The organism is Devosia sp. Root635 (assembly GCF_001427605.1).
Classification (GTDB): Bacteria; Pseudomonadota; Alphaproteobacteria; order Rhizobiales; family Devosiaceae; genus Devosia.
The window spans coordinates 290,596-308,705 of sequence record NZ_LMGZ01000012.1 but is presented as its reverse complement, the minus strand read 5'-3'; the positions used below and the strand labels follow the sequence as shown (position 1 = coordinate 308,705).

The window sequence follows — 18,110 nt, the reverse complement described above, 5'->3', positions numbered from 1 at the left end:
ATGCGCGGCGCTTAGGTATTCATCGAATCGAAGAAGTCGGAATTCGTCTTGGTCTGGCGAACCTTGTCGACCAGGAATTCCATGGCGTCGATCGTCCCCATCGGGTTGAGGATGCGGCGCAGCACATACATCTTCTTGAGAATGTCGGCTTCGACCAGCAGTTCTTCCTTGCGGGTGCCCGACTTGGTGATGTCGAGCGCCGGGAAGATGCGCTTGTCGGCGACCTTGCGGTCAAGGATGATTTCCGAGTTACCGGTACCCTTGAACTCTTCGAAGATCACTTCGTCCATGCGCGAGCCGGTATCGATCAGCGCCGTGGAAATGATGGTCAGCGAACCGCCATCCTCGATATTGCGCGCGGCGCCGAAGAAGCGCTTCGGCCGCTGCAGCGCATTGGCGTCGACGCCGCCCGTGAGAACCTTGCCGGAGCTCGGAACCACGGTGTTGTAGGCGCGGCCGAGGCGGGTGATGGAATCGAGCAGGATGACCACGTCGCGCTTGTGCTCGACCAGGCGCTTGGCCTTTTCGATCACCATTTCGGCGACCTGGACGTGGCGGCTGGCCGGCTCGTCGAAGGTCGAGGAAATGACTTCGCCGCGCACCGAGCGCTGCATGTCCGTCACTTCCTCGGGCCGCTCGTCGATCAGCAGCACGATGAGATAACATTCGGGGTGATTGGTAGCGATCGATTGTGCAATATTCTGCAACAGTACAGTCTTACCGGTACGCGGCGGCGCAACAATCAAAGCGCGCTGGCCCTTGCCGAGCGGCGCAACGAGATCGAGCAGGCGGGCGGAGCGATCCTTGATGGTCGGATCGGGCAGCTCCATGCGGAGCCGTTCTTCCGGATAAAGCGGGGTGAGGTTGTCGAAGTTGACCTTGTGGCGCACCGCCTCGGGATCTTCGAAATTGATGGTATTGACCTTCAGCAGCGCGAAATAGCGCTCGCCATCCTTGGGAGACCTTATCTGGCCTTCAACCGTATCGCCGGTCCGCAGACCGAAGCGGCGTATCTGGGACGGGCTGACATAAATGTCGTCGGGGCCCGGAAGGTAGTTGGCGTCCGGGGAGCGCAGGAAACCGAAACCGTCGGGGAGGACTTCGACGACGCCTTCGCCGGTAATGTCGACTTCCTGTGCGGCAAGCTCCTTGAGGATGGCAAACATCAATTCCTGTTTGCGCATGGTCGAGGCGTTCTCGACCTCGTGTTCTTCAGCGAACACCAGGAGTTCGGCCGGGGATTTGGCCTTGAGCTCGCTGAGCTTCATATTCTGCATGTAGCGGGAGACCCTATTGGGAAACGGTAATCGTCGAAGGCGATAAATCTGGGAGGGGTAGGCACCGCGCAGCGACCGGGGCCGGTCAGCTATGATTGGGATGCGTTGGCAAGGCATGTAGCGCGATCTTGCGGCAGTTTCAAGAACGAAACCGTCGCAGGGGATGGGATTCACGTGAAACTTCCCGGCTATGCCCGAATGGCAAGGTAGCTTCCCGCATAAATATCCCAACCCCGTCTGCAACGTCATTCCCGCACAGGCGGGAATGACGCTGTGGTTGGTTCAGGACCTCCTCAGAACGGCTTGACGATCACCGCGATGACGATGACCACGGCGATGACGAAGGGGATTTCGTTGATGGCGCGGTAGAACGTGTGCGGCCGACTATTCTGGTCGTTCTGGAACTTGCGCAACAATCCGCCATACCAGCCATGCACGCCTGATAGGATCAGGACCATTGCCGCCTTGAGCCACATCCAGCCCATGGAAAAATCGACGATGCCGAAGCCGAAGGCCAGCCACAGCCCGAAAATCCAGGTGGCGATCATGGCCGGGGTGATGATGCCGCGATAGAGCTTGCGCTCCATGACCTTGAAGGTCTCGGACTTTTCCGAGCCGACGGCGGACTGGGCGTGATAGACGAAGAGGCGCGGCAGATACATCATCCCCGCCATCCAGGCGATGACGGAGATGACATGCAGCGCCTTGACCCATTCATACACTTTTCGAACTCCTCAACAGCTCGGTTGTGCTAACCGCGTTTGACCCGCTCGACCAGCCGTTCGACATGTTCGATCGGGGTTTCCGGCACGATGCCGTGGCCCAGGTTGAAGATATGGGGCCGTGCGGCAAAAGCGGCAATGATGGAGTCGACCCGTTCATCGAGCTGGGCGCCGCCGGCCACCAGGCGCAGCGGGTCGAGATTGCCCTGCACGGGCAGCGATAACGGCAGGTGCTTTGCCGCAAAGTCGAGCGGCGTAGCATAATCGAGCCCCAGCGCGTTGACCCCTGTCTGGGCGGCATAGCGCGCCAGGTTGCCGGCAGCGCCGCGCGGAAAGCCAATGATCGGCGCATTGGGCACTTTTGCCCGCACGCCCTCGACGATCCGGCGATTGGGTTCGATCACCCGCTCGGCGAAAGCCACATCGTCGAGATTGAGCGCCCAGCTTTCGAACACTTGGACCATATCGGCGCCGGCATCGAACTGCGCCACCAGATAAGCAATGCTGGTCTGCACCAGCAGGTCCATCAAATCGGCAAAGGCTTGCGGATGGCGCAAGGCAAACAGCCGCGCCGCGGCCTGGTCGGACGAACCGCGACCGCCGATCATATAGGTCGCCACGGTCCAGGGAGAGCCGCAGAAGCCGATCAGGGTCTTTTCGGGTGCCAAGGCCGCCCGCAGCCGCCGCACCGCCTCGAGGACTGGCGCCAGATGGTCCAGCGCATTCCTCTCCTTTCCCAGCCCGGCGATGCTTTCGACGCTCACCGGGTCAAGGACCGGCCCCTCGCCGGCTTCGAAGCGCACGGACTGGCCCAGGGCATCGGGAATGACCAGAATGTCGGAAAACAGAATGGCCGCATCGAGATCGAAGCGCCGCAAGGGCTGCAGCGTGACTTCGGTGGCCAGATCCGGCGTATAGCAGAGCTCGAGGAAATTCTTCGCCTTGGTCCGGATCGCGCGATATTCGGGCAGATAGCGGCCCGCCTGGCGCATGATCCAGATCGGTGGCCGTTCCTGGCGCTGGCCAAGCACGGTGGCGAGCAGGGGCTTGTGGGTCACGTCACCCTTCCCTTCAAAATCCCTAAAGAGTCTTTCTGACTTCGTATCAGTATTATCATGGCGGTGTTTTGGGCTAATTCAACGCCATCCACAATCGCCCGCATGGCGGCACAAAGGCGCAGGCCTATGGTTAACCCGGTGTTAACATCGCCTGTGGACCATTCCGGCCGTGCCGCCGCCTCAATGGTTAATCAAGCCTTAACGCGGCGACTCCCGAGTCAATGATTCGCACCCCGCTGTGCAAAACCGGTTGGTGGCCCGCATTGTCCACCGGCGGGTTATCCCCAGACCTATCCAGAGCCCGCCGCCAGACGGGTGCGGAGTCCAAATGTTAATGTTTCGGTAACCAGGTCGAACAAGTCGGAGGCGCGGCCAAAACCATGAGTCATAGTCACAGGTCGGGCTTGAGCTGGGGATGACAGTGTGGAAAACATCGTCCCCATGCTGATCCTTGCCAGCCAGAGTGCCACGCGCAAAGCCCTGCTGGAACAGGCCGGTCTCGCCTTTTCCTGCCAGCCGGCCCATATCGACGAACGCCTGCTGGAAGAGGCGGCGCTCGATGGCGGTGGCAATGGCAGGGATGTCGCCCTGGTGCTGGCCGAGAAGAAGGCTGCCGCCATTGCCGCGACCAATGCCGGCGCCATTGTTATCGGCGCCGACCAGACGCTGAGCCTGGGGCCGACGCTTTTGCACAAGCCGGCCAATCGCGCCGAAGCCGCCGCCCAGCTCGACTATCTGCGCGGCAAGACCCATCGCCTGCATGCTGCGGTGGCGCTGGTGCGGGACGATGTGCTGCTGTGGTCCGGCGTCGAGACGGCCGAGCTGACCCTGCGCGATTTCACGTCCGAAGAACGCGACGACGTGCTGGATCGCGAAGGCGATGCCGCCTTTGCTTCGGTAGGCGGCTATCGCCTCGAAGGTCCCTCCATCCGCCTGTTCGAGACGGTTTCGGGCGACTATTTCACTATTCTGGGCCTGCCGCTGCTGCCCCTCCTCGCCGCTTTGCGCGCCGTTGCCCCCGAGACCCTCAAGTGACCACCAAAGCCTTCGTCATCGGCCACCCGATCAACCATTCGCGCTCCCCGCTCATCCACGGCACCTGGCTGGCCGAACACGGCATCGATGGCAGCTATGAGGCGATCGATGTGGCGCCCGCCGAACTGCCGGGTTTTTTCAAGCGCCTGCGCCAGGGTGAGTTCGCCGGCGGCAATGTCACCATTCCGCACAAGGAAGCGGTTTTCGCCCTTTGCGACGAGGTCGATCCGCTGGCGCGAAAGATCGGCGCGGTGAATACGCTGGTCGTCCGGGACGGCAAGGTTTTCGGCAGCAATACCGACTATCTCGGCTTTCTCGGCAATCTCGATGCCGCCATGCCCGGCTGGTCCGACGGGCCCGATGACGCCATGGTCATCGGCGCCGGCGGCGCCGCACGGGCCGTGCTGGTGGCGCTGCAACGGCGCAATGGCGGCAAGGTGCATATCCTCAACCGCACCCTGGCCAATGCCCAGGCGCTGGTCGAGGAGATCGAGGGGCCCTTCGAGGCGCATGGCTTCGAGGCTTTCGCTGAATTGGCGCCGCGCACCGGCATTGTCATCAACACCACCTCCATCGGCATGCACGGCAGCCGCTTCGACTGGCTCGACTTTTCCCTGCTGCCCAAGCAGACGCTGGTGACCGATATCGTCTATGTGCCGCTGCAGACGCCCCTCTTGGCCGAGGCGGCGGCCCATGGCTTCCGGACCGTCGACGGCCTGGGCATGCTGCTGCATCAGGCCGTGCCGGGCTTCGAGGCCTGGTTTGGGGTCCGGCCGGCGGTAACGCCGCAATTGCGCGCCCGGATCGAAGCGACATTGGGGCATTGAGCATGTGGCGCATCGGCATGACCGGCTCCATCGCTACGGGAAAATCCACCGTGCTGGGGGCCTTTGCCGATCTCGGTGTGCCGGTCTTTTCCGCCGATGAGGCCGTGGCCGAACTCTATGAGGGTGAGGCCGTGGCGCCGGTGGAAGCACTTTTCCCCGGAGTTTCCACTGCCGGCAGAATCGATAGAAGCCTGCTGTCGCAACGGCTTGCGGCCGATCCCTCGGGGTTCAAACGGCTCGAAGCCGTGGTCCATCCCCTGGTGCGCGCCCGCATTGCCCGCTTCATGGACGAGGCCGAGGCGCAGGGCCATGCGCTGGCCGTGGTGGAAGTGCCGCTGCTGTTTGAAAGCGGCTTCGATTACGGCTTCGATGCCATTGGCGTCACCTGGGTCGATGAGGCCATCCAGCGGCAGCGGGCGCTGGCACGGCCGGGAATGACTAGTGGAAAGCTCGAAACCATCCTTGCCCGGCAGACGCCCCAAGCCGACAAGAAGGCGCGGGCCGACTATCTGTTCGACACCGGACTGCCGCTCGAAGAGACGGTCGACCAGGTCGCCGCCTTGGTGGCAAAGCTCCGAGCCCAAGGGCCAGAAGAATGAATCGCGAGATTGTGCTCGATACCGAAACCACCGGCCTGTCGCCCGCCATGGGCGATCGGCTGGTCGAAATCGGCTGCGTCGAGCTGATCAACCACATTCCCTCCGGCCGGCACTACCACGTCTATATCAATCCGCAGCGTTCCATGCCGGAAGAAGCCTTCCGCGTGCATGGGCTGAGCGACGAATTCCTGGCCGACAAGCCGCTGTTCGAGGCGGTGGCGCAGGATTTCCGCGATTTCCTCGGCGATGCGCGGTTGGTCATCCACAATGCGCCCTTCGATATGGGCTTTCTCAATGCCGAACTGGAGCGGGCCGGCCAGCGCCCGCTGGGCAATGACGTCATCGATACGGTGATGCTGGCGCGCGACAAGCATCCGGGCGCCCGTGTCAGCCTCGATGCGCTGTGCAAGCATTACGGCATCGACAATTCCCGCCGTACCCTGCATGGCGCCTTGCTCGACAGCGAAATCCTGGCCGAAGTGTATCTGGAGCTGATCGGCGGCAAGCAGGTGAGCCTGGCCTTGATCGCCGAGGTCAGCATTTCGGGCGCCGACGCCATCGCCACAAGGGCCATTGCCCTGCCCCGGCCGGTGGCGCTGCCGCCGCGTATTTCGCCCAGCGAGATTGCCGCCCATGACAAGCTGGTAGCCACATTGGGCGCCGAGTCCATCTGGGCCCGCTACGCGCCGGAAAACGGCGTCGCCGCGGAATGAAAAAGCCCCGCGCGTGGCGGGGCTTGAGGATTATACAGTAGACCTCATCCTGAGCCTGTCGAAGGACGAGGTCGTGACGGGATCGTGCCACGCCCCATGGTTCGACAAGCTCGCCATGAGGCTACTACAGGATTTCTCAGTTCGGCTTGTCGGTCTCGGCGGCATTGGCCGTCAGCGGCGAGGTGCCCTGCTGCTGGGCGGCGGCCAGCTTGGCCAGGTTCTGCCGGTAGATGGCGGAGAAATCGACCGGCTCCATCATCAGCGGCGGGAAACCGCCCTGCTGGGTGGTCGAGGCCAGCACCTGGCGCGCGAAGGGGAAGATCAGCCGCGGGCATTCGATCATCAAAAGCTGGCTGAGCTGGTTTTCCGGCACGTTCTTGAGACGGAACACGCCGCCATAGACCAGTTCCACATTGAACAGCACGACATCTTCGCGGTTGGCCTTGGCATTGAGCGTCAGCTCCACCGCATAGACGTCGTCGGCCTGCTTCTTGACGCCGACCGAAATGGAGACGTTGAAGGCCGGGTTGCCGCCGCCGGCCATGATCGAGCCGGGCGCGCCCGGATTTTCGAAGCTGAGGTCGCGGATATACTGGCCCACCATGTTCATCGAGGGCAGGTTTGCGGGATTGGGGGCCGCGCCGCCCTGGGTTTCGTCAGCCATGTGCCGGTGTCCTTAACGAGCAAAAGTGTTGCGGCGTGGCTAGCATCTTTGCCGAAGGGCGACAAGGCTGACACCCATGCTTAGCGCTTCAGCGGGGGCGGTAATCGTCCTCGTCGAGATCGATGGCGCCTTCGATGCGCCCGGAAGACGGATCGCGGCGGCGATAGGTGGTGGTCGTGTCCACCACCGTCACCCGGCTGGCCAGGGCGCCATAGATCCAGCCGCGCACCGGCGGCAACAGCAAAGCCAGCGCCACCACGTCGCTCAAAAATCCCGGCAGCACCAGGAATAGCGAAGCCACCCCGATCATCATCGCGTCGGCGATGGTGCGGCCCGGCATGCGGCCGGCATTGACGTTGTCGCGCAACTGGGTCAACACCGAAAGGCCCTGCTGGCGCAGCAGCAAACCGCCCAGTATGGCGGCGCCGATAATCAGCGCCAGTGTCGGCAACAGGCCGATCGTCTGCCCCACCTTGATGAGAAGCGCGATCTCGATGATCGGCAGGGCGATGAGCCCGAGAGCGAAAAATCGTGCCAAGGTCTGGGTTTCCTTCTTTGCGCCACTGCGGCAAAACGCGTTCTCGCCCCAGTGTGAACTGGTTTTGGGGTGAGGCTTTGCCTATATATAGGCCTCAATGTTGCGCTCAACGAGCGCTGTAGCGTCGATTTTCTCCGGCGCGTTTCGGTAAGGTGCATTGCGCAATGGATGAATTCTTCGATCTGCCGACCCTCATCGTGATTGCCGTGGCGGTCTTCGTGCTGTTCCGCCTGCGCTCGGTGCTGGGCACCAGGACCGGCAATGAACGCCCGCCGCTGGAGCGCCGCAAGCCGGCCACCGCCGAAGCCGCCGAGGAGACCGTGGTGCCCCTGCGCCCGCGCGGCACCGCTGCCCCCGATCTCGATGACGAACGCCGCGCCCGCAAGACCGAGGCCGAAATCGAGCAGTTCTCCCATGGCGACGCGCAACTGGCCGCCGGCTTCAAAGCCGTGGTCGAGGCCGATCCGAGCTTTACCCCCAAGAGCTTCCTCGACGGCGCCAAGCAGGCCTATGAAATGATCGTGACCGCCTATGCTTCGGGCGACCGGGCCATGCTGAAGAACCTCCTGGAAAAGGATGTCTTCGAAGGCTTCCAGCGCGCCATTGCCGAGCGCGAGGCCGCCGGCCAGAGCGTGGATTTCACCTTTGTCGGCCTGCCCAAGGTCGAGATCTCCGAGGCCGAATATGATCGCAAGAACGTCCTGATCACCGTGCGCTTCCATGCCGAGGTGGTTTCGGCCACGCGCGACAAGGACGGCAACCTGGTGGACGGCAATGCCGACCAGGTCCAGACCATTGCCGACGAATGGACCTTTGCGCGCAACCCCAAGTCGCGCGACCCCAACTGGAAGGTCGTAACGACCAGCCAGCTCGACTGATCGCATTCGGCAGGTACCCGGCCCATTGCAATGTCCAAGCGTGATCCCAGGCGCCTGCCGCATGATTTCCACCTGTGGACGGCCGTGGCCTCCACGGTCGATCCGCTGCGGCGCAAGGGCCTGCTGAAATTTACCGCCGTTCCCCTGCCGATACCGGCGGAGGAGCCTGTGCCGCTGGTGACCAAGGCGCCGCCCCGACGCCAACCGGCGAAAAGGCCCTTCCTGCCGCCCTATCAGGCGCCCCTGCCCGCAGCCAAGGCGCCGGACCGGGCGGTCGACCCGGCGATCCGCCGCAAGGTGGGTCGCGGCCGTATCGAGATCGATGGCCGCATCGACCTGCATGGCATGACCCAGAACGAGGCGCGCGCGGCTCTGCATGGCTTCATCCATGCGCGGTTCTCCCGCGGCGACCGCACTGTGCTGGTCATCACCGGCAAGGGCGCCAGGACCGACAATGATTATATCGCCGCCATGACCGAGCGGGGCGTCTTGCGCACCATGCTACCGATCTGGCTCAGCGAGCCGAGCCTGTCGCCGCTGGTCTCGGGCTGGAGCGTGGCGGCGCGCGGCCATGGCGGGGAGGGGGCGTGGTATGTGCGCCTGCGCCGCGCATGAGGGTGCTGCAATGACGCCGCTTGGCGCAAAAATCCGTGAACTGCGTGAGGCGCGCGGCATTTCCCTCAAGGAAATGGCGGCGGCGCTGAATGTATCGAGCGCCTATCTTTCGGCGCTGGAACACGGCAAGCGCGGCCGCCCCACCGGCTTCCTGCTGCACCGTATGATCGCGTTTTTCAACGTGATCTGGGACGAAGCCGAGGAATTGCAGCGTCTGGCGGAGATGAGCGACCCCAAGGTCACCATCGATACCGGCGGCCTTGCGCCAGAAGCCACCGAGCTGACCAACCGGCTGGCATCGGACATCGGCAAGCTCGATACGGATGATCTGCGGTTCCTGCGCGATGAGCTGGTGCGGCGGAGCAGCAGGAAGCGGTGAAGGCGCAGTCGACTCCCTCCTCCTTGCGGGGAGGGATCAAGGGTGGGGGATGCTTGGCCACGATATCCGGGCCAACCGACACCCCCTCCCAACCTCCCCCGTCAAGGGGGAGGAGCCGCGCGGTGGGTGTGGCGTGATCGGATCACAGCACGAACTTGCTCAGGTCCGTATCCCCGGCCAGTACACCCACCTTCTCCGCCACAAACGCCGCGTCGATCTGGATGGTCTGGCCCTGCTTGTCCGGCGCTTCGAAGCTGATGTCTTCCACCAGCCGCTCCATCACCGTCTGCAACCGCCGCGCGCCGATATTCTCGACCGAATTGTTGACCTTGACCGCCGCGTCGGCAATGGCCTCGATGGCGTCCTGGGTGAAGTCCAGCACCACGCCTTCGGTGCCCATCAGCGCCACATATTGCTTGATGAGGCTGGCATCGGTGTCGTTGAGGATGCGGATGAAATCCTCGCGGGTCAGCGCCTTGAGCTCGACCCGGATCGGCAGACGGCCCTGCAATTCGGGCAGCAGGTCGCTCGGCTTCGAAACATGGAAGGCGCCCGAGGCGATGAACAGGATATGGTCGGTATTGACCGGACCATACTTGGTCGAGACCGTGGTGCCCTCGATCAGCGGCAAGAGGTCCCGTTGCACGCCTTCGCGCGACGGGCCACCCTGCGCCCCGCCTTCGCGATGGGCCACCTTGTCGATCTCGTCGATGAAGATGATGCCGTGGTTTTCCACCAGCTCGATCGCTTCGGCCTTGAGCTGTTCCTGGTCGAGCAGCTTGTCGGCCTCTTCGGCGATCAGCGGCTCATAGGCGTCCTTGACCTTGATCTTGCGCTTCACCCCGCGCCCGCCCATGGCCTGCTTGAACATGTCGGAAAGGTTGATCATGCCGATGCCGCCATTGGGCATGCCGGGGATTTCAAACCCGCCCGTGCCGGTCGATGGCGTCATCTCGATTTCGATCTCGCTGTCGTCGAGTTCATTGTTGCGCAGCTTCTTGCGGAAGCTGTCGCGCGTCGAGGGCGCTGCCGAATTGCCGACCAGCGCGTCGAGCACGCGGTTTTCGGCATTGGCATGGGCCTGGGCCTGCACATCGGCGCGGCGCTTGTCGCGCAAAACGGCGATGCCGGCTTCCACCAGATCACGGATGATCTGCTCCACGTCGCGGCCGACATAGCCGACTTCGGTGAACTTGGTGGCTTCCACCTTGATGAACGGCGCCTGGGCCAGACGGGCCAGCCGCCGAGAAATCTCGGTCTTGCCGACGCCGGTCGGCCCGATCATCAGGATGTTCTTGGGGCTGACCTCGCGGCGCAGTTCGGGGCTGAGCTGCTGCCGGCGCCAGCGATTGCGCAGGGCCACGGCCACGGCGCGCTTGGCGTCATGCTGGCCCACGATATTGCGGTCGAGTTCGCTGACGATCTCGCGCGGGGAAAAATTGGTTTCAGACATTTGCTTACTTTCCTGGTGCCTCGTCGAGGAAGCGCACCATCATGTGTTCGTCGATGTAACGACCGTTCACGTAAAGGCAGCGGGGGTCGGTGCCATAGGTGGTGAACCCCGCCTTTTCATAGAGCCGGATGGCCGGTGCGTTGTGGGCGCCCACCATCAGGTGGAGCTGGATGACCTCTTTGCGCGCATGGGCCACGGCCGCCTCCAGCAAGGCCAGCGACGCGCCGGTGCCGCGCATGTCCGGCTTTACATAGACCTGCAGCAGCCAGCCGCGATGGGTCTCGCGTTCGCCGTCGTCGCGGTCATAGGCGACGATGCCGGCAAGCGCGCCCGCATCCGTCACCACCCCGAAAAATGCCATGCGGTCCAGCATCGCCACCAGGGCGTCCCGTGGCCGGATGGCGAAGTTTTCGGGCGAGGTGCCGTAGGATTCGGGGTGATCGGTCAGCGCTTCGAGCCTGATGGCCCGGTAGGCGTCGACATCGTTCCCGGTCAGCCGACGGATCGAATAGCTCACCTGTCGAGCTCGATGGTTTCGACCGTCACATTGCCATTGGTATAGACGCAGATTTCCTCGGCGATCTTCATGGCACGACGGGCGATATCCTCGGCATCGAGCTCGGTCGCCTGATGCAGGGCAAGCGCTGCCGAATGGGCATAATTGCCGCCCGAGCCAATGGCGATAACGCCATGGTCCGGCGTCAACACGTCGCCGGTGCCGGTCAGCACCAGCGTATCGGTCTTGTCGGCCACGATCATCATGGCTTCCAGCTTGCGCAGATAGCGGTCGGTACGCCAGTCCTTGGCCAGTTCCACCGCGGCCCGCATCAACTGGTCGGGATATTGCTCGAGCTTGGTTTCGAGGCGCTCGAACAGCGTGAAGGCGTCGGCGGTGGAACCGGCAAAGCCGCCGATCACCTTGCCACCGGCCAGCCGCCGGACCTTCTTGGCGGTGTGCTTCATCACCGTCTGGCCCATGGACACCTGGCCATCGCCAGCCACCACGACCTTGTTGCCCTTGCGCACGGAAACGATCGTCGTCCCGTGCCACCCGGGGAAATTACTGTCACTCATTTGGGGAGGTACTCCAGAACTGTTGCGTGATATTTAGGAGCCTCGGGCAGGAATGCAATGCGTGGCGCCCTCAACCCAATCTTCACGCAACCGTGCCTATCTGCTAGTTGAGCCGCCGTAGCCCGGAGACCGCCATGCGCACAGCAACCATCGCCCGCAAGACCAACGAGACCGAGATTTCCGTCTCGATCAATCTCGATGGCACTGGCGCGCATAATATGGCGACCGGCATCGGGTTTCTCGATCACATGCTCGACCAGCTCAGCCGCCACTCGCTGATCGACATGGATGTGTCCTGCAAGGGGGACCTCCACATCGACTTCCACCACACGGCCGAAGACGTGGGCATCGCCCTTGGCCAGGCTGTGCTCCAGGCGCTAGGGGACAAGAAGGGCATCCGCCGCTATGCCAGCGCCGACCTGCCCATGGACGGTACGCTGACCCGCGCCGCGCTGGATGTGTCCGGCCGGCCGTTCCTCGTCTTCCGGGCGGAGTTCAGCCGCGACAAGGTCGGCGAGATGGATACCGAGCTGTTCCGCGAATTCTTCCAGGCCTTCGCCATGAATGCCGGGATCACCCTGCATATCGAGAATTTCTACACCGACAATAACCACCATCTGGCCGAGTCTATGTTCAAGGCCGTGGCCCGCGCCCTGCGCGAGGCGGTGGAGATCGATCCGCGGGCGGGTGATCGGGTGCCAAGCACCAAGGGCACGCTGTAGGCTTTTGTTTTCGCCTCTTTTGCACTAGATCGTCCTCAACCACGGTGTCACCCCGGCCTTGAGCCGGGGCCCATCCTGAGATCTCGAGATGGATCCCGGCTCAAGGCCGGGATGACATCGGGATATGGAGAGAGTTGTGACCCTCTACGCCATTTTCGATCCCAAGCCCGGCAAGCCCGATCTGCCTGCTGTCGTGCCCGAGACTTTCTCGTGGCTGGCCGCGGTCTTGCCGCCGGTTTTCCTGCTGAAGCATGGGCTCTGGCTTGAACTCGTCGCCTGGCTGCTGAAGGTCGTGGCCCTGGTCGTGCTGTCCCGCTTCATCGGCGCTGACGCCGCCTGCCTGCTCTACCTCCTTGCCACCATCTGGCTCGGCTTCGCTGCCGCCGGTCTCCGCCGCCATGCCCTGCAATGGCGCGGCTGGATTTTTCGTGGTCCGCGCATTGCCCCCAGCGCCGACCTGGCGCAGCTGGAGGCTTTGCAATGAGCCTCGTCGCTATCGTCGATTATGGCGCCGGCAATCTGCACTCGGCCCAGAAGGCCTTCGAGCGCATGGCGACACCGCTCGGCATTACGATCGAGGTTACCGCCGACCCCGAGCGCGTCCGCAAGGCCGACCGCATCATGCTGCCCGGCGTCGGCGCCTTTGCCGATTGCAAGGCCGGGCTCGATGCTGTGTCAGGCATGGGCGAGGCGCTGGAGGAGCGGGTCATTCGCGGCGGCATGCCGTTCCTCGGCGTCTGCGTCGGCATGCAGCTCATGGCCAGCGAGGGCCGGGAGAAGGTGGTGACGCCGGGTCTTGGCTGGATTCCCGGTGCGGTGGAAAAGATTGCGCCCTCCGATCCGGCGCTGAAGATTCCGCATATGGGCTGGAACACCATTGCCATCACCCGCCCGCATCCGCTGTTCGCGGGCATTGCCGATGGTCCGGATGGACTGCATGCCTATTTCGTCCATTCCTACCACCTGGTGACCGAAAGCCCCGATACGCTGCTCGCCACCACCGACTATGGCGCGCCGGTCACCGCCTGTGTCGGCCGCGACAACATGTTCGGCACCCAGTTCCACCCGGAAAAGAGCCAGGCGCTGGGGCTGCAATTGATCGAGAATTTCCTGAGGTGGACGCCGTGATCCTCTTTCCTGCCATCGACCTCAAGGACGGCCAATGCGTGCGCCTCAAGCTGGGCGACATGGATCAGGCCACCGTGTTCAACGACGATCCGGCGGCGCAGGCAAAGAGCTTCGAGGACCAGGGGTTCCAGTATCTCCACGTCGTCGACCTCAACGGCGCCTTTGCCGGCGAAAGCGTCAATGGCGCGGCAGTGGATTCCATCCTCAAGGCGGTGAATTTCCCCGTGCAGCTCGGCGGCGGCATTCGCACCCTGGCCCATATCGAGAGCTGGCTGAGCAAGGGCCTCAGCCGCGTCATCCTCGGCACGGTGGCGGTGCGCGATCCGGCCCTGGTCAAGGAAGCCGCAAGCCGGTGGCCGGGGCAGGTCGCTGTCGGCATCGATGCGCGTGGAGGGATGGTGGCGGTGGAAGGCTGGGCCGAGACGTCGGAACTGTCGGTCATCGAACTGGCCAGGCGCTTCGAAGGCGCTGGCGTCGCGGCCATCATCTATACCGATATCGACCGCGATGGCGTGCTGGCCGGCATCAACTGGGACTCGACGCTGGAGCTGGCCCGCACCACGTCCATCCCGGTCATCGCCTCGGGGGGCCTGGCCTCCATGGCCGATATCGAGCGCATGACGCGTCCCGAGTATCAGGTGCTGGAAGGCGCCATTTCCGGCCGGGCGCTTTACGACGGGCGGATTGATTCACGTGAAGCACTCGCGCTTCTGAAAGCCGCAGCATGACCCTCAAGACCCGCCTCATCCCCTGCCTTGATGTGATGGGCGGCCGTGTGGTCAAGGGCGTGAACTTCGTCGACCTGCGCGATGCCGGCGATCCGGTGGAAGCGGCCATCGCCTATGATGCGGCGGGGGCGGACGAGCTGACCTTCCTCGACATCACCGCCAGCCATGAGGGCCGCGACACCATTTTCGACGTGGTGGCGCGCACGGCCGAACACTGCTTCATGCCGGTAACGGTGGGTGGTGGCGTCCGGAGCATCGAGGATATCCGCAAGCTCCTGCTGGCCGGGGCCGACAAGGTGGCGATCAATTCGGCGGCGGTGAACGACCCCGATTTCATCTCGCGCGCGGCCGACAAATTCGGCAATCAGTGCATCGTCGTCTCGGTCGATGCCAAGCAGCGGCTGAACCAGGGTGTGGGCGGTGATAATCGCTCCGAATGGGAAATCTTCACCCATGGCGGCCGCAAGCCGTCCGGGCTCGATGCGGTGGAATTCGCCACGAGAATGGTCGAGCGCGGCGCCGGCGAATTGCTGGTCACCTCGATGGATCGCGACGGCACCAAGTCTGGCTTCGACCTCGCTTTGACCCGCGCCATAGCGGATGCGGTGGAAGTGCCGGTCATCGCCTCGGGCGGCGTCGGGAGCCTGCAGGATCTGGTCGATGGCGTGAAGGAAGGCCATGCCAGCGCCGTGCTGGCGGCATCTATCTTCCATTTCGGCACCTTCACCATCCCCCAGGCCAAGGCCTATCTGCGCGACCATGGCGTGGCGGTGCGGATGGACACGCCGGCAACGGCTTAAGTCGAACGTGACGGAATGGTGAAAGTTTGCTCTAAGCCATCCCCAACCACCGTGTCACCCCGGCCTTGAGCCGGGGCCCATCCTGAGATCTCAAGATGGATCCCGGCTCAAGGCCGGGATGACATCGTGCAGGAGGAGACTTCTCTGCCATGACCCTCGACGACCTCGAAGCCCGCATTGCCAGCCGGGCTGCCGCCTCGCCCGATGAAAGCTACACGGCAAAGCTGATCGCCCGCGGCATGGAGAAATGCGCCCAGAAGCTGGGCGAGGAGGCCACCGAGGCAGTGATTGCCGCCGTCACCGGCAACCGCGCCGAACTGGTCAAGGAATCGGCGGATGTGCTCTATCACCTCCTGGTGGTGCTGCGCGCCGCCGATGTGCCGCTGGCCGAAGTGATGGCCGAACTCGACAGCCGCACCGCCCAGTCGGGCCTCGCCGAAAAGGCGTCGCGAAAGGACAAGGTCTGATGGCCAGGCGTCCCCCGGTTCTCGCGCCCTATCATCACTTCACCAAGAAGCAGTGGAGCGCCCTGCGCGACGGCCAGCCGATGACGCTCGATGCTGCCGATATCGAGCGCCTGCGCACGCTGAGCGATCCGATCTCGCTCGAAGAGGCCGAAGAGGTCTACCTGCCGCTGACGCGGCTGCTGTCCTATTATGTCGAGGCCGTGCAGGGCCTGCATAACGTGTCGACCCGCTTCCTCGATACGCCCGACCAGAAAGTGCCCTTCATCATCGGCGTGGCCGGTTCGGTGGCGGTCGGCAAGTCGACCACGGCGCGCATTCTCCAGGCCCTGCTGCAGCGCTGGCCGTCGAGCCCCAAGGTCGACCTGGTCACCACCGACGGGTTTCTCCATTCCAATGCGGTGCTGGCCGAACGCGGCATCATGGAGCGCAAGGGCTTTCCCGAAAGCTATGACCGGCCGCGCTTCGTGCAGTTCCTCAGCGATATCAAGTCGGGCAAGGCCCATGTGCAGGCGCCGGTCTATTCGCACCTGGTCTATGATGTGGTGCCCGGTAGCGAAGTCACCATCGACCGGCCGGACATCCTCATCGTCGAGGGCCTCAATATTCTCCAGCCCGGCGAGTTGCCGCGCGATGGCAAGCCGATCCTGTTCGCGTCCGATTTCATGGATTTCTCGGTCTATATCGACGCCGACAATGACGATCTCGAAACCTGGTTCATGGAGCGCTTCTTCCGCCTGCGCGAGACGGCGTTCAAAGACCCGACCTCCTTCTTCCGCCGCTTCGCCGAAATGAGCCAGGCCGAAGCCGGGGAGTTCGGGCGAATGGTGTGGCGGACGATCAACCTGCCCAACCTGGTGGAGAATGTGCTGCCGACGCGGGGACGGGCCGATTTGATCCTCAAAAAGGGCAAGAGCCATTTGATCGAGACGGTGCAGTTGCGAAGGGTGTGAGAGCCGGAACCCGCAGTCGTCTTTCTCCCCCTTGAGGGGAGGGATCAAGGGTGGGTGTCGGGGGCTCCGCAAAGATCGAGCCCGTTGGGTCCTCGACACCCCCACCCAGCTCGATTCCACGGACTTAGCTAAGCTAAGTCCTATCTCGCGTCCCTCCCCTCAAGGGGGAGGGAAAGAAAAGCGCCTAATACGTTCCCGGCTGTGGCTGGCTCAAAATCACCTGGTTGCCGTCCCCATCCCTGAATTTCGCGGTCTTGAAGAAATCCCCGATTGCCTTGGAAACCGGCTTCAGGCCCTGCAGCTCCAGCCGGCCCAACTCCTCCCCGAGGTCATCGACCACCAGCGTCATCGACGAGGCGCCGGCGCGGTCGGCATCGGTGAAGACCTGCACCCAGCCGCCGCCGGCAAGCTTCCACTCGGCAACATCCTTCATCGGTCGTGCATCGGCCTGGCGACCGAACAGGCGCTCGTAGAAATCGAGCGCGTCGACAATGTCCTCCACCGCGATACCGGCCAGCGCGTTGGTGATGGTCAAATCAGCATCCTTGGTTTCCGCCCAAGCTCCACCCTACCATGTTGACGGCAATGGGGCAGCGCTGTTGGCGTTTGGGCACGGCGCTGCTATAGGGCAAGCCGAAATCGGGAGAGCGCGAATGGCGGAACTCAAGGTCGTGGTGGCGGGCGCCGGTGGGCGCATGGGCGCGGCCAATATCCGCGCCGTGGCCGCCCTTTCAGGCCTGGTGCTGCATGGCGCCGTTGCCAAGCTCCATGCCGCCGTCGACCGCCCCGGCACGCCGGCCATCGGCCAGGATGCCGGCCTGTTTGCCGGCATCGGTCCGCTGGGCGTCGCCATTACCGACGATATCGACGCGGCTTTGGCCGGGGCCGATGCCATTATCGACTTCACCGCCCCGCAGGCCAGTGTTGCCCTCGCCGCCAGGGCGGCAACGCTCGGCCTCGTCCATGTCATCGGCACCACCGGCTGTTCGGAGGCCGATGACGCTGCCATTGCCCAGGCTGCGGCAAGCGGCGCCCGCGTGGTCAAATCCGGCAACTTCTCCATGGGCGTCAATGTGCTGGCCGATCTCGTGCGCAAGGCTGCGGTGGTCTTGGCCGAATACGACATCGAAATCCTCGAAATGCACCACGCGCGCAAGGTCGATGCGCCCTCCGGCACGGCCCTGCTGCTCGGCGAAGCCGCTGCCGCCGGCCGCAACATCGCCTTGCGCGACCATTCGGTGCGGGTCCGCGACGGGCATACCGGCCCGCGCGAAGCCGGCACCATCGGCTTTGCCACTTTGCGCGGCGGCACGGTGGTCGGCGATCACTCGGTGATCCTGGCCGGCCCATCCGAGCGCATCGAGCTCAACCATCGTGCCGAGGACCGGGCCATTTTCGCCAATGGCGCCGCCCGCGCCGCACTCTGGGCAGCCGGCAAGCCGGCCGGGCTCTATGCCATGACCGACGTGCTGGGGCTCTGAGC

General features: G+C 63.7%; 24 protein-coding genes. 15 read left to right on the top strand and 9 right to left on the bottom strand.

Going from position 1 to position 18,110, the window contains the following annotated elements; all coding sequences use genetic code 11:
* Positions 1 to 11 precede the first annotated feature (11 nt).
* From rho to hemE, 3 genes are all read right to left on the bottom strand, one after another.
* Positions 12 to 1,277, bottom strand: coding sequence for a transcription termination factor Rho (gene rho / locus ASD80_RS08175; RefSeq protein ID WP_056231179.1), 1,266 nt, complete (start codon positions 1,275 to 1,277; stop codon positions 12 to 14).
* 293 nt (positions 1,278 to 1,570) lie between these two features.
* On the bottom strand, positions 1,571 to 1,999 hold the full coding sequence (hemJ, locus tag ASD80_RS08170; protein ID WP_056231177.1) for a protoporphyrinogen oxidase HemJ: 429 nt from the start codon (positions 1,997 to 1,999) through the stop codon (positions 1,571 to 1,573).
* A gap of 29 nt (positions 2,000 to 2,028) precedes the next feature.
* Positions 2,029 to 3,057 carry a uroporphyrinogen decarboxylase gene (gene hemE / locus ASD80_RS08165; protein WP_056231174.1) on the bottom strand — a complete coding sequence of 343 codons (1,029 nt, stop codon included), beginning with the start codon at positions 3,055 to 3,057 and terminating at the stop codon, positions 2,029 to 2,031.
* 432 nt (positions 3,058 to 3,489) lie between these two features.
* Between hemE and ASD80_RS08160 the strand changes: the two genes are divergently transcribed.
* Genes ASD80_RS08160 through dnaQ form a run of 4 tightly spaced genes read left to right on the top strand, consistent with a single transcriptional unit; the run spans position 3,490 to position 6,231 of the window.
* A complete protein-coding gene (locus ASD80_RS08160) occupies positions 3,490 to 4,092 on the top strand; it encodes a Maf family protein (protein ID WP_156460379.1) in 603 nt (200 codons plus the stop codon).
* Complete coding sequence (locus ASD80_RS08155) at positions 4,089 to 4,919, top strand: shikimate dehydrogenase (RefSeq protein ID WP_056231172.1); 831 nt, start codon at positions 4,089 to 4,091, stop codon at positions 4,917 to 4,919. Before ASD80_RS08160 ends, ASD80_RS08155 begins: the two co-directional genes overlap by 4 nt.
* 2 nt (positions 4,920 to 4,921) lie before the next feature.
* Positions 4,922 to 5,518 (top strand): dephospho-CoA kinase, encoded by a 597-nt coding sequence (coaE, locus tag ASD80_RS08150; protein ID WP_056231169.1) that lies wholly within the window; start codon positions 4,922 to 4,924, stop codon positions 5,516 to 5,518.
* Positions 5,515 to 6,231 (top strand): DNA polymerase III subunit epsilon, encoded by a 717-nt coding sequence (gene dnaQ / locus ASD80_RS08145; protein WP_056231165.1) that lies wholly within the window; start codon positions 5,515 to 5,517, stop codon positions 6,229 to 6,231. The genes coaE and dnaQ overlap by 4 nt, the downstream gene beginning before the upstream one ends.
* Before the next feature lie 136 nt (positions 6,232 to 6,367).
* On the opposite strand, the gene secB is transcribed toward dnaQ, so the two are convergent.
* Together secB and ASD80_RS08135 are read right to left on the bottom strand one after the other, a co-directional pair.
* Positions 6,368 to 6,895 (bottom strand): protein-export chaperone SecB, encoded by a 528-nt coding sequence (secB, locus tag ASD80_RS08140; protein WP_056231163.1) that lies wholly within the window; start codon positions 6,893 to 6,895, stop codon positions 6,368 to 6,370.
* A gap of 88 nt (positions 6,896 to 6,983) precedes the next feature.
* Positions 6,984 to 7,433 carry an FxsA family protein gene (locus ASD80_RS08135; protein WP_056231160.1) on the bottom strand — a complete coding sequence of 150 codons (450 nt, stop codon included), beginning with the start codon at positions 7,431 to 7,433 and terminating at the stop codon, positions 6,984 to 6,986.
* Between the two features lie 164 nt (positions 7,434 to 7,597).
* On the opposite strand from ASD80_RS08135, the gene ASD80_RS08130 reads away from it, so the two are divergent.
* Genes ASD80_RS08130 through ASD80_RS08120 form a run of 3 tightly spaced genes read left to right on the top strand, consistent with a single transcriptional unit; the run spans position 7,598 to position 9,305 of the window.
* On the top strand, positions 7,598 to 8,311 hold the full coding sequence (locus tag ASD80_RS08130) for a Tim44/TimA family putative adaptor protein (protein ID WP_056231157.1): 714 nt from the start codon (positions 7,598 to 7,600) through the stop codon (positions 8,309 to 8,311).
* Between the two features lie 30 nt (positions 8,312 to 8,341).
* Entirely contained in the window at positions 8,342 to 8,926 is a 585-nt protein-coding gene (locus ASD80_RS08125) for a Smr/MutS family protein (protein ID WP_056231151.1), read from the top strand.
* A gap of 10 nt (positions 8,927 to 8,936) precedes the next feature.
* Positions 8,937 to 9,305 carry a helix-turn-helix domain-containing protein gene (locus tag ASD80_RS08120; protein WP_056231149.1) on the top strand — a complete coding sequence of 123 codons (369 nt, stop codon included), beginning with the start codon at positions 8,937 to 8,939 and terminating at the stop codon, positions 9,303 to 9,305.
* Positions 9,306 to 9,447: 142 nt separating this feature from the next.
* On the opposite strand, the gene hslU is transcribed toward ASD80_RS08120, so the two are convergent.
* The 3 genes from hslU to hslV are packed head-to-tail and all read right to left on the bottom strand — an operon-like array spanning position 9,448 to position 11,832.
* The gene (gene hslU, locus ASD80_RS08115; RefSeq protein WP_056231147.1) at positions 9,448 to 10,758 is read right to left on the bottom strand and encodes an ATP-dependent protease ATPase subunit HslU; all 1,311 of its coding nucleotides are present in this window, start codon (positions 10,756 to 10,758) and stop codon (positions 9,448 to 9,450) included.
* 4 nt (positions 10,759 to 10,762) lie between these two features.
* A complete protein-coding gene (locus ASD80_RS08110) occupies positions 10,763 to 11,275 on the bottom strand; it encodes a GNAT family N-acetyltransferase (RefSeq protein ID WP_056231144.1) in 513 nt (170 codons plus the stop codon).
* A complete protein-coding gene (hslV, locus tag ASD80_RS08105; RefSeq protein WP_056231142.1) occupies positions 11,272 to 11,832 on the bottom strand; it encodes an ATP-dependent protease subunit HslV in 561 nt (186 codons plus the stop codon). The genes ASD80_RS08110 and hslV overlap by 4 nt, the downstream gene beginning before the upstream one ends.
* Before the next feature lie 134 nt (positions 11,833 to 11,966).
* On the opposite strand from hslV, the gene hisB reads away from it, so the two are divergent.
* From hisB to coaA, 7 genes are all read left to right on the top strand, one after another.
* On the top strand, positions 11,967 to 12,554 hold the full coding sequence (gene hisB, locus ASD80_RS08100) for an imidazoleglycerol-phosphate dehydratase HisB (protein ID WP_056231139.1): 588 nt from the start codon (positions 11,967 to 11,969) through the stop codon (positions 12,552 to 12,554).
* Between the two features lie 136 nt (positions 12,555 to 12,690).
* Entirely contained in the window at positions 12,691 to 13,038 is a 348-nt protein-coding gene (locus tag ASD80_RS08095; protein WP_056231135.1) for a DUF2628 domain-containing protein, read from the top strand.
* On the top strand, positions 13,035 to 13,682 hold the full coding sequence (hisH, locus tag ASD80_RS08090; protein WP_056231131.1) for an imidazole glycerol phosphate synthase subunit HisH: 648 nt from the start codon (positions 13,035 to 13,037) through the stop codon (positions 13,680 to 13,682). Before ASD80_RS08095 ends, hisH begins: the two co-directional genes overlap by 4 nt.
* On the top strand, positions 13,679 to 14,410 hold the full coding sequence (gene hisA, locus ASD80_RS08085; protein ID WP_056231379.1) for a 1-(5-phosphoribosyl)-5-[(5-phosphoribosylamino)methylideneamino]imidazole-4-carboxamide isomerase: 732 nt from the start codon (positions 13,679 to 13,681) through the stop codon (positions 14,408 to 14,410). Before hisH ends, hisA begins: the two co-directional genes overlap by 4 nt.
* Positions 14,407 to 15,210: an imidazole glycerol phosphate synthase subunit HisF gene (gene hisF / locus ASD80_RS08080; RefSeq protein ID WP_056231128.1), complete on the top strand. Its 804-nt coding sequence runs from the start codon at positions 14,407 to 14,409 to the stop codon at positions 15,208 to 15,210. Before hisA ends, hisF begins: the two co-directional genes overlap by 4 nt.
* A 149-nt stretch (positions 15,211 to 15,359) precedes the next feature.
* Entirely contained in the window at positions 15,360 to 15,677 is a 318-nt protein-coding gene (locus ASD80_RS08075; protein WP_056231125.1) for a phosphoribosyl-ATP diphosphatase, read from the top strand.
* The gene (gene coaA, locus ASD80_RS08070) at positions 15,677 to 16,627 is read left to right on the top strand and encodes a type I pantothenate kinase (RefSeq protein ID WP_056231122.1); all 951 of its coding nucleotides are present in this window, start codon (positions 15,677 to 15,679) and stop codon (positions 16,625 to 16,627) included. The genes ASD80_RS08075 and coaA overlap by 1 nt, the downstream gene beginning before the upstream one ends.
* Before the next feature lie 184 nt (positions 16,628 to 16,811).
* Here coaA and ASD80_RS08065 read toward each other — a convergent pair whose 3' ends face one another.
* Positions 16,812 to 17,162, bottom strand: a complete 351-nt coding sequence (locus tag ASD80_RS08065) for a VOC family protein (RefSeq protein ID WP_056231119.1) — start codon at positions 17,160 to 17,162, stop codon at positions 16,812 to 16,814.
* A 118-nt stretch (positions 17,163 to 17,280) separates the two neighbouring features.
* Between ASD80_RS08065 and dapB the strand changes: the two genes are divergently transcribed.
* Positions 17,281 to 18,108: a 4-hydroxy-tetrahydrodipicolinate reductase gene (dapB, locus tag ASD80_RS08060; protein ID WP_056231116.1), complete on the top strand. Its 828-nt coding sequence runs from the start codon at positions 17,281 to 17,283 to the stop codon at positions 18,106 to 18,108.
* Positions 18,109 to 18,110: the final 2 nt, after the last annotated feature.